The sequence below is a fragment of the Nostoc sp. CCY 9925 genome, from assembly GCF_963920935.1.
Lineage (GTDB): Bacteria > Cyanobacteriota > Cyanobacteriia > Cyanobacteriales > Nostocaceae > Nostoc.
In genome coordinates, this window is sequence record NZ_CAWUDO010000191.1 from 1 (window position 1) to 7,771 (window position 7,771).

A 7,771-nucleotide genomic window follows, 5' to 3' on the forward strand; every position below is an offset into this window, starting at 1 on the left:
TTGCGGTTTTACCACAGTTGGGGCATTCCACGTTTACCAGAATAATGGAAGGTCTTCCTTTGTACTCTCCCATGATCGGCTCTCCCCTAAACTCGCTAATTATCCCCTGTTGACAATGCCAACACTCAAAAAACACTCGTCCTACTGGTTGATTACAGTCTAAAAATTTGATGTGTTGAAACTGATCTCTTAACTCTGGCTTTTGAGTTCAAGGTTTTGATGCTCTGGCTGGTTTAGACTTTTGTTCTGGGTTAATAGTGTCAGCGATCGCATCCTCGCTGACTTGTTGCAGTGGTCGCTCATCAGAAGCAGAGATGGGCTGATATCGAGCTGCTTGTCGCTCTGTTGGTTCATCAGCAGAATTTAGAATAATCTGTGGCTGAGATTTATCAGCCTTTGGCTCTTGTTTGAGTGGTTTAGATGGTTGCCTAGTCGATTTCATGAAACTGCTGGGGACAGCTATTTGTAAAAATGCTATAAACAAACAATCAAATGCTGAGAGTGCGTAATTCAACACCTCATATATTGATATATGATATCGAGATATTAAAGGTAGATAGCTTAAAGCATCATATATTGATATATGATGTCGAGGCGTTAAAGTAGGTTTTTGAAACAGCTATCAAAATAAAAGTATGCAAATTCGACTAGCAGTAATTAGTAATGCCGGGGGTAGTGGAAAAACTACACTTTCGGTTCATTTAGCTTACGAGCTAGCAAAACGTAAATATAATGTAGCTTTGCTAGACCTCGATCCCCAAGGCTCGTTGACATTATTTTGTGGATTGACTTTACCAGAGCCAGAACAAACCTTAGCAGCGGTTCTTAAAGATAAATTCGATGGTGCTTGGCCATTAACCCCATGTTGGAGTCAGTACACTAACAAAGTTTCTGTATGCCAGGGAGGAATGATATTAACTCAAACAGCAGATGAACTTGTTCTTCATAAACGGGGAGCCTACCTATTAGCAGATTGTTTAACTGATTATCCCTTAATGCATGATGTAATTATTTTTGATTGCCCAGCTACTTTAGGCCCATTACCTTTAATAGCTTTAGCGGCTTCTACACACATGATTATTCCTGTACAGTTAGAACCAAAATCAATTCAAGGGGCCGCACATTTATTAGAGTGGTACTACTACCATTGCAAGCACTTGCGTTTAAACCCTGCTCCAGAAATTCTAGGTTTTGTACCTAATCAATATGATGCAAGGAGAAGTACCCATCGACAAATGCTTGCGGCATTACCTGAACACTTAAAAGAAATGAAAATTCGGGCTTTTCTGCCAGTTAGAGATAGCGCAGAATTTGTCAATGCTAGTGGTCAAGGGTTACCATTACATATTTATCGTCCTGGACATCCAGCCAAAGATGATTTTAAGGAGGTTAGTTCTTATCTTGTAAATCTAATTGGAAAGCCTAAAACAAATAAAAAGAGTAAATAATCATGTGCGCTCGTAATAGTACTAATCTTACAAATTATTTTTCAGGTGCTAAACAATCTCAGCAGTTATCTCAAGCAGAGGAAGAAATACAGCGATTAAGAGCAGATATTGAAGAACTGCGTTCACAAAATTCTACGCATTTAGAAGCACAACTTGAAGAATTGCGAAAACAACTTCAGTCTCAATCAGGAGTACTAACAATTCCTCTCGAACAAATTCAGCCAAATTCTGAACAACCTAGACAAACATTTCTAGAAGAAAGTATTAAATCAATGTCTCGCTCTCTTAGAAGCGATGGACAGTTACAACCAATTATTTTAATTCAAAGAGCTAATCATTTATTGATATTTGATGGAGAGCGCCGCTGGCGCAGTGCTAAAGTTCTAGGCTGGACAACAATACAAGCAGTTGTAATCTCAGAACCCTTAAGTTTACATCGCAAAGCTCTGCTAACTTCTCTTCATCGAGAGGATCTTAATCCTCTTGATAAAGCCGAGGCAATAGTACGCGAATTATCTACAGTTACTGGATTAAATTTACAAGATGTTCCACGTATTCTTTCAACAGTTATACGGCGTTTAAATGCACAAAAGCGAATACAGTCGGTTGTAGACATAATTACAGCTAGTGCAACAGAACAAGAGCAAGCACTAGAAATTTTAGATTTAAGTGAATCAGAAAAGGCAGTGTTAAGAATATTACTAGACTTACAGTTAAATCCAGCTTCAATTGATGCCAATGTTTTTCCTATGCTAGCCTTACCAGAGGACTTAAAAGTTGCTATAAGAAGTGGACTTAAAGGTGTTCACGCACTGGCATTGCATAAACTTTCTGCAAAAAATTTAGGGCTAACTGAAGATAAAGCAAAATTAATTAGAGAACAAACTACGCATAAAGTGATCGAGGAAAAACTATCTGTTATTGCTACAAGAAAATTAGTAGCTGAAGTAGTAGCATCTCAAATACAAGCTTTTAAACCGACAACTGTTAATAAAGCATTAATACAAACATCTCATCGTCTACAAAAAGTTTCTGTAGAATCGCTAAAGAATGCAGAGCCATCTCAATTAATAGAGTTTCAACAACTATTACGCCAAAAATTAGCAGAAGTTGAAGAAGTACTCAAACAAAAATAGTGATAACTCTCACAGCTATGCCGCTTGCGGCATAGCTCAATTGAGCAACGCCTCCACAATATTAATTCGCCAATTTCAGTTCTTCGCGCTTGTTGTTTGAGCTAACCATCTTGATTAAGTGTTGATTCAGATAACTCTGCGCTGAAACGTAAAGGTTATCCCAAATTACCGGATTCCGACAAATTTTGCTCCCGACTGTATTTCCTGCCAACTTCTCTGATACCAAATACTTGCGATAATAGTTCGTCCACAAATGTTGCAAAAAATCTTCCGCCAATTCATCAAACGGTATTATCCTGTGACTTAAAGGAATTGTTTGCCGCAACGGCAAGCTTATCCTTTAATTGGACTCAGGCAATCTTAGACTCAAAGCCATCATCATTTGAGTCATCCTTCAGGCAATTCACCAAAAGAACGCCGTACCTCGTTTAAAGTTTGGAGAACCTCTTCGCGCCATAAAGCTTCTGGATGAGTCATAACACTGGCAAGATTTTTAACACTAGGAGTAATTCCTTGTGCAGCAAGTTCTGGAGCCAGTCGTTTAACTTCACTAATGCCCCGCTCAATAGTCTGTTGTTGAAGAAGTTTTTTGTCATCCCAGTAACGAGCAGAAATAGCCCGACATACAGCGGATTGCAGGTTCATGAAGTACAGTAGCAACAGGCTGTGAACCAGTTTTTTAGATGTTTCGGATTAATTAAATCAAGAGCAGTTGCAATAAGAATATCAACCATTTTTGTTGTGGTTGGAGAGAATTGACGTAAAAAAGCTTTAAGTTGCGACCACCAAAGTTCAATCGGATTAAAATCGGGAGAATACGGTGACATATTGAGAACACTGGCACCCTTTGATTGAATCAATGGTTCAATTGAAGCTACTTTGTGAGATGGCACATTATCCATAACAACTACAGCACCCACCCATAATTGAGGGAGCAAACATTTTTGGATAAATACTTCAAATGCATTTCCATCCATTGAGCCATTCATCGTCATGACAGCTAAAACTTTTGTTAAGCTTATTGCTCCAATAACCGTTACTTTCGCACCTCTATAAAATGGTTTTAAATCATATACTCTTTAACCGCATAGGCTTCTAGCATGAGTTCGTGTTAAGCCAAGTAAAACACCCATTTCATCGATGAAAACCAAGTTTTCCGGGTCTATAGCTTTAACTTTCTCCCAAAATTCGCACCTTAGCTTTTGGACTCTTTCCGTAGCACATTGACTACTACGCAGGGTCTTTTTTTTTGTGTCAACTTTTGTCTTTGCAAGGCGCGACACATGGCACTAGTACTTACCCATTTATCGTAAGTCTGTCCCCAATATTCACAATATTCAGATAAAGTTGCATCTGGATATTTTTCTACCATTTGAGCTAGCTCAATTTTATGCTTATCCAAATCACTCTTCATCCCTCCACCTTGCTTTTGTGGCTCTACATGACCTTGAGTTCTTTTGAGTAAAAGCAGCCTTTGTACAAAAGCCTTACTGACATCGAACCTAGAAGCTATTTTTCTAATTGAGGTATCGCCTTGAGAGTAAGCGTTAATTATTTTTTCTCGAAAGTCGATGGAGTAAGCTTTCATAGTCCTGATTGATACAGTAGCGTTTAGTGTACTCTATCTACCTGCAATTCGCTGTAAATCTGGAGCATAGTAGTAGAGAGTAGCACCGCCAACATGATAGCGTCGGGCTACAACTCTTACAGAAGGTGAAGGATATTCATTTTGATTCAGCACACTTGTGAGTAAGGAGCGGATTCGCGTTTTGTTTCTTTGTGATGTAACAGTTGGTTGTCTTTGTCGAGAACTGGGACATAAAGCAACTTGGTTAGTACCAGATTGCGGTAGGGTCTGTGCTTGAAGAAAGTCGATAAGAGAGGTTTTTAGTTGATAACAGATTTTTAAAAGTTTATCTAGTGTAGGAATTGTTGTACCTGAATACCATTGAGCTATTTCTGAGTTGGATAGTTTTATTAACTGCTCAAAAGCTAAAACATCACCATTGCTAAATTGATTCACGAAAAAGACTAACGATTTTTTAATCGTTTCTCTAGGCAATGGAGAAGGTTGATAAGGAGCTTGAGCGATTAAATCGCCTACAGTATTTGCTACCCAAATATTCCACTGCAATTCATCATTGGTTTCTAGAAAATTCAATTCTCCATCCCTAGCATCTTTACTGCTGCCCAACCAGCCAGAGCATTTCAAACAATATCCAGGTCGAGAAGTACGCCAAAGAGGTAGAAATTGAACCTGACAGTGGGGACATTGTGATTGTAAAGGTTGATAATGGTATGGACAAACTTTGATAACATTTAACGCCCATAGCAGGGGTAAGTAAATCTCCTTTCGGTTCTCTAACCACTCCTGTAAGCAAAGAGGACACCAAGCTTGTTTATGTTTAAGCAATCCCAGAACTGGAAAAACTTCAGCCCAAGTCAGCATCGTTAAAAACCGCAAATCAGTTCGTAAAGTAAGTGTTTCTAAAGCCTGAACTAGCTGCAAAGCTCCCAAGCGAATGCCATTTAAAGCTCTCACAGACTCTTGACCATAAATTGCGACGATGCTCTTCCTATTAAGAAGATAATTTGTTTTAATTAATGGCCCTACTTCAATCGCTAATAAAGTTCCTGTTGATACGCTATGAGCAACAGCTAAACGAGAAACATAGCTAGTCAGGCTTTCTACATGAGGCGTACCCACACCAATTGGTAGCTGATGAAACAAACGGCTGCGTGGCAAAAATTTAGGTGGCTCCAAGTTCCATAATTCATCAGTCGTACCAAAATTAACTGTCATATTGCTTCATCCCTACTGCATCCCGCTTGGGATTACGTTGACCAACACGACCAATTCTTGTGGATGATTTGTTAATAGCTTGATTGTTACTAACATCCAAGGATTCTAAGCCAATAGATAGACCACCTGACTCAAGTAAGCGACGTTCACCCTGCTGTGCTTCCGAGCGAATTTTATTGATACGAGAATCTCCCATTGCACTCTGTTTAAGATGAGAAGTTGTGAGAGTCTTAGCCTCGGAAGCTAACGCCACTCGCAGTGAACGAGTTAGCCAGTTTTTCAGAATACCCACACAACCAACAGAACCTGCTAAAAGATATTCATAGTGTTTTTCTAAATTTGGCTCTTTCTCTAAGGGAAGATGACGTTGAAAGGTGTTAATTACTCTTATAAATTCGGCAACATCTTCCGGCTTATCAGCATGATATGGTGAAAGATGAATATCCTCACTGCGTCGTCCTACTTGTCCGTTGAGAGTTGAACAGTTGAGTAATTCATAAGTACCAAACAAAATATGTACTGTACCAGTTAGATTAGCAATTGATTTAATCCAATTCATTTGTTGCAGCATTTGGTGTCCACCAGATATCATCAACAAATGTTGAGCTTCATCTACTGTGAAGGCTTTTAGCTGACGATAACGAAACACTTTCTCCATTGCTCTACGCAACGCGAGTGAATCTTTGCCATCAACATGATAATCATGTTTTAATCCAGGATCATCTGATTCAGTTAAACCATAATTAACTTTGTATTCAACCAATACTTCTTTCAGGGCTTCTAAGGCGCGAGTGTAATAATCTTTGTAGCTGAAATTTCCTCGTTCTGCGGGGATAGCTTCAATACCCGCAACAGCAATTTGACCGAGATTATTTTGTAAATTAGGTAGAAATTCTTCTAACAACAACTTTTCCAGACGCAGGCGTAACGTTGTTTTACCGACACCAGTTACACCAAAAACCAAGAAAACTAATGTGTCTGCTGGCTCCAAAACATTAATTAATAAAGTATCCAGAGCTGTCTTGAGATTTTTATGAGGAACAGTAATACTCTTGAAATAACTCGTTTTTATCTGGCTTGATTGTAAAAGGAGTCCTTCGGGAAATGGTCGCTCCTGATTCATCTCCACAACTCCTCGTTTTTATAAGGTTCAATATTTTCTAACTGCTCTAAAATAACTGATTCATCTTTGGGAGCATTTAAATTGGCATCAGGTAGGGAATTTTCTTGAGTTAATCTAATATTTTGGGGATAGTCTTGACCAACTCGTTCGCCTTCAATTAGGGAATGAACATCTAAACGCGCTAGGTCATGCAGTCGTTGCAATAACAACACTTCTTTAGCTTCAGCTGATTCTAAATAAGCTGCTTTTTCTTTAGCTGAAATCGTAATTACTTGAGATATTTTTTGTCTGGAACGGTGCAATTCCAAGCTGGCTAGCTTGACTTCTCGCTCTGAGCAATTGTGAAATGATTTGTAATAATCAGAAATGCAGCGCACCCATTGTCCTTGGACATAAGCATAGGCTGTTCCCATATCAAAAGGGTCGTAACGCACTGGTACATTTGTGCCTTCAACTTCTGGATTGATAAACGAATCATCTACTGCCCAATAATAAAGATAGTTGATTTTTACTCCTCGACTTGGCTGAACTTTTGCTGTTCCTTTAGGTGTTGAGGGCAGAGTAAATATTTTAAAGTTCTGGTCGTACAAAATCTTTTTATGAGTCCGAGAGCCACTCAAAGCTAGTCCAGCTAAAAAGGCTTGGCGTGGGCTTTGTAAGAGTGCCGGATGTTCCTTAGAATCATAGAATTCATAACTATAAGCACAAAAATATTCATAGAGTTCATCTAATGTCCAAACTGCTTGACCTTTTGGATTATTTGACTTCGTAACAACTCGAACGTTTTTAGTAATTTGGGTGTTGCCTTTTAAGTTATAAAAAAACTCAGTATTAGTAGTTCCAAAAATACGTTCAATGACTGAACCAAACCTGGCTTTGGCAGCAGGTCGTTGCTTTTTAGTACATCCAAAGGCAGCCAGAAGTGTTTCAAAATAAGTGCTACCAAATTCTGCTCCGCCATCTACCACAATCGTTTCTGGGAAGCGAGAAAAGCGTTGAACACAAATTCGCAGTACCATCATGCAGGAGCGGTATGACGGTTCATCAAATGTGAAGTAGATACCGAGGATACGCCTGCTGTTGGCATCAATTAACAACGTAGCCCAAGGTCTGCCCAAATTCCGACCTGTTCGGGAACAAACTAATTCAATATCTAGTTGTGTATGGTCAATATGACAAATTTCAAAAGGACGGTCACCATGACGAGGGGGAGCAACGCGATTTTGTGAGGTTGGGTGAAAAAGGTGCGATCGCTAACAAC

The 7,771-nt window shown here is 39.2% G+C and carries 8 protein-coding genes and 2 pseudogenes; 2 read left to right on the forward strand and 8 right to left on the reverse strand.

Going from position 1 to position 7,771, the window contains the following annotated elements; translation table 11 throughout:
* Positions 1 to 208: 208 nt before the first annotated feature.
* Positions 209 to 442: a hypothetical protein gene (locus ACM0OY_RS38725; RefSeq protein ID WP_414574018.1), complete on the reverse strand. Its 234-nt coding sequence runs from the start codon at positions 440 to 442 to the stop codon at positions 209 to 211.
* A 193-nt stretch (positions 443 to 635) separates the two neighbouring features.
* Here ACM0OY_RS38725 and ACM0OY_RS38730 point away from each other — a divergent pair, with 193 nt between their 5' ends.
* Both ACM0OY_RS38730 and ACM0OY_RS38735 read left to right on the forward strand, forming a co-directional pair.
* Positions 636 to 1,448: a ParA family protein gene (locus tag ACM0OY_RS38730; RefSeq protein WP_414574019.1), complete on the forward strand. Its 813-nt coding sequence runs from the start codon at positions 636 to 638 to the stop codon at positions 1,446 to 1,448.
* 2 nt (positions 1,449 to 1,450) lie between these two features.
* Positions 1,451 to 2,584 (forward strand): ParB/RepB/Spo0J family partition protein, encoded by a 1,134-nt coding sequence (locus ACM0OY_RS38735; RefSeq protein WP_414574020.1) that lies wholly within the window; start codon positions 1,451 to 1,453, stop codon positions 2,582 to 2,584.
* Between the two features lie 61 nt (positions 2,585 to 2,645).
* Here ACM0OY_RS38735 and ACM0OY_RS38740 read toward each other — a convergent pair.
* The 7 genes and pseudogenes from ACM0OY_RS38740 to ACM0OY_RS38770 form a co-directional block, all read right to left on the reverse strand.
* A pseudogene (locus tag ACM0OY_RS38740) lies at positions 2,646 to 2,879 on the reverse strand (hypothetical protein); the annotation flags it as partial.
* A gap of 92 nt (positions 2,880 to 2,971) precedes the next feature.
* The gene (locus tag ACM0OY_RS38745) at positions 2,972 to 3,229 is read right to left on the reverse strand and encodes a hypothetical protein (protein ID WP_414574021.1); all 258 of its coding nucleotides are present in this window, start codon (positions 3,227 to 3,229) and stop codon (positions 2,972 to 2,974) included.
* Positions 3,226 to 3,639: pseudogene (locus ACM0OY_RS38750) on the reverse strand (transposase); the annotation flags it as partial. The pseudogene ACM0OY_RS38750 and the gene ACM0OY_RS38745, both read right to left, overlap by 4 nt.
* A gap of 140 nt (positions 3,640 to 3,779) precedes the next feature.
* Positions 3,780 to 4,172: a helix-turn-helix domain-containing protein gene (locus ACM0OY_RS38755; RefSeq protein ID WP_414574022.1), complete on the reverse strand. Its 393-nt coding sequence runs from the start codon at positions 4,170 to 4,172 to the stop codon at positions 3,780 to 3,782.
* A gap of 33 nt (positions 4,173 to 4,205) precedes the next feature.
* The gene (locus ACM0OY_RS38760) at positions 4,206 to 5,387 is read right to left on the reverse strand and encodes a TniQ family protein (RefSeq protein WP_414574023.1); all 1,182 of its coding nucleotides are present in this window, start codon (positions 5,385 to 5,387) and stop codon (positions 4,206 to 4,208) included.
* Positions 5,377 to 6,510 (reverse strand): AAA family ATPase, encoded by a 1,134-nt coding sequence (locus ACM0OY_RS38765; protein WP_414574024.1) that lies wholly within the window; start codon positions 6,508 to 6,510, stop codon positions 5,377 to 5,379. The genes ACM0OY_RS38760 and ACM0OY_RS38765 overlap by 11 nt, the downstream gene beginning before the upstream one ends.
* On the reverse strand, positions 6,507 to 7,628 hold the full coding sequence (locus tag ACM0OY_RS38770; RefSeq protein WP_414574025.1) for a Mu transposase C-terminal domain-containing protein: 1,122 nt from the start codon (positions 7,626 to 7,628) through the stop codon (positions 6,507 to 6,509). The genes ACM0OY_RS38765 and ACM0OY_RS38770 overlap by 4 nt, the downstream gene beginning before the upstream one ends.
* Positions 7,629 to 7,771 lie beyond the last annotated feature (143 nt).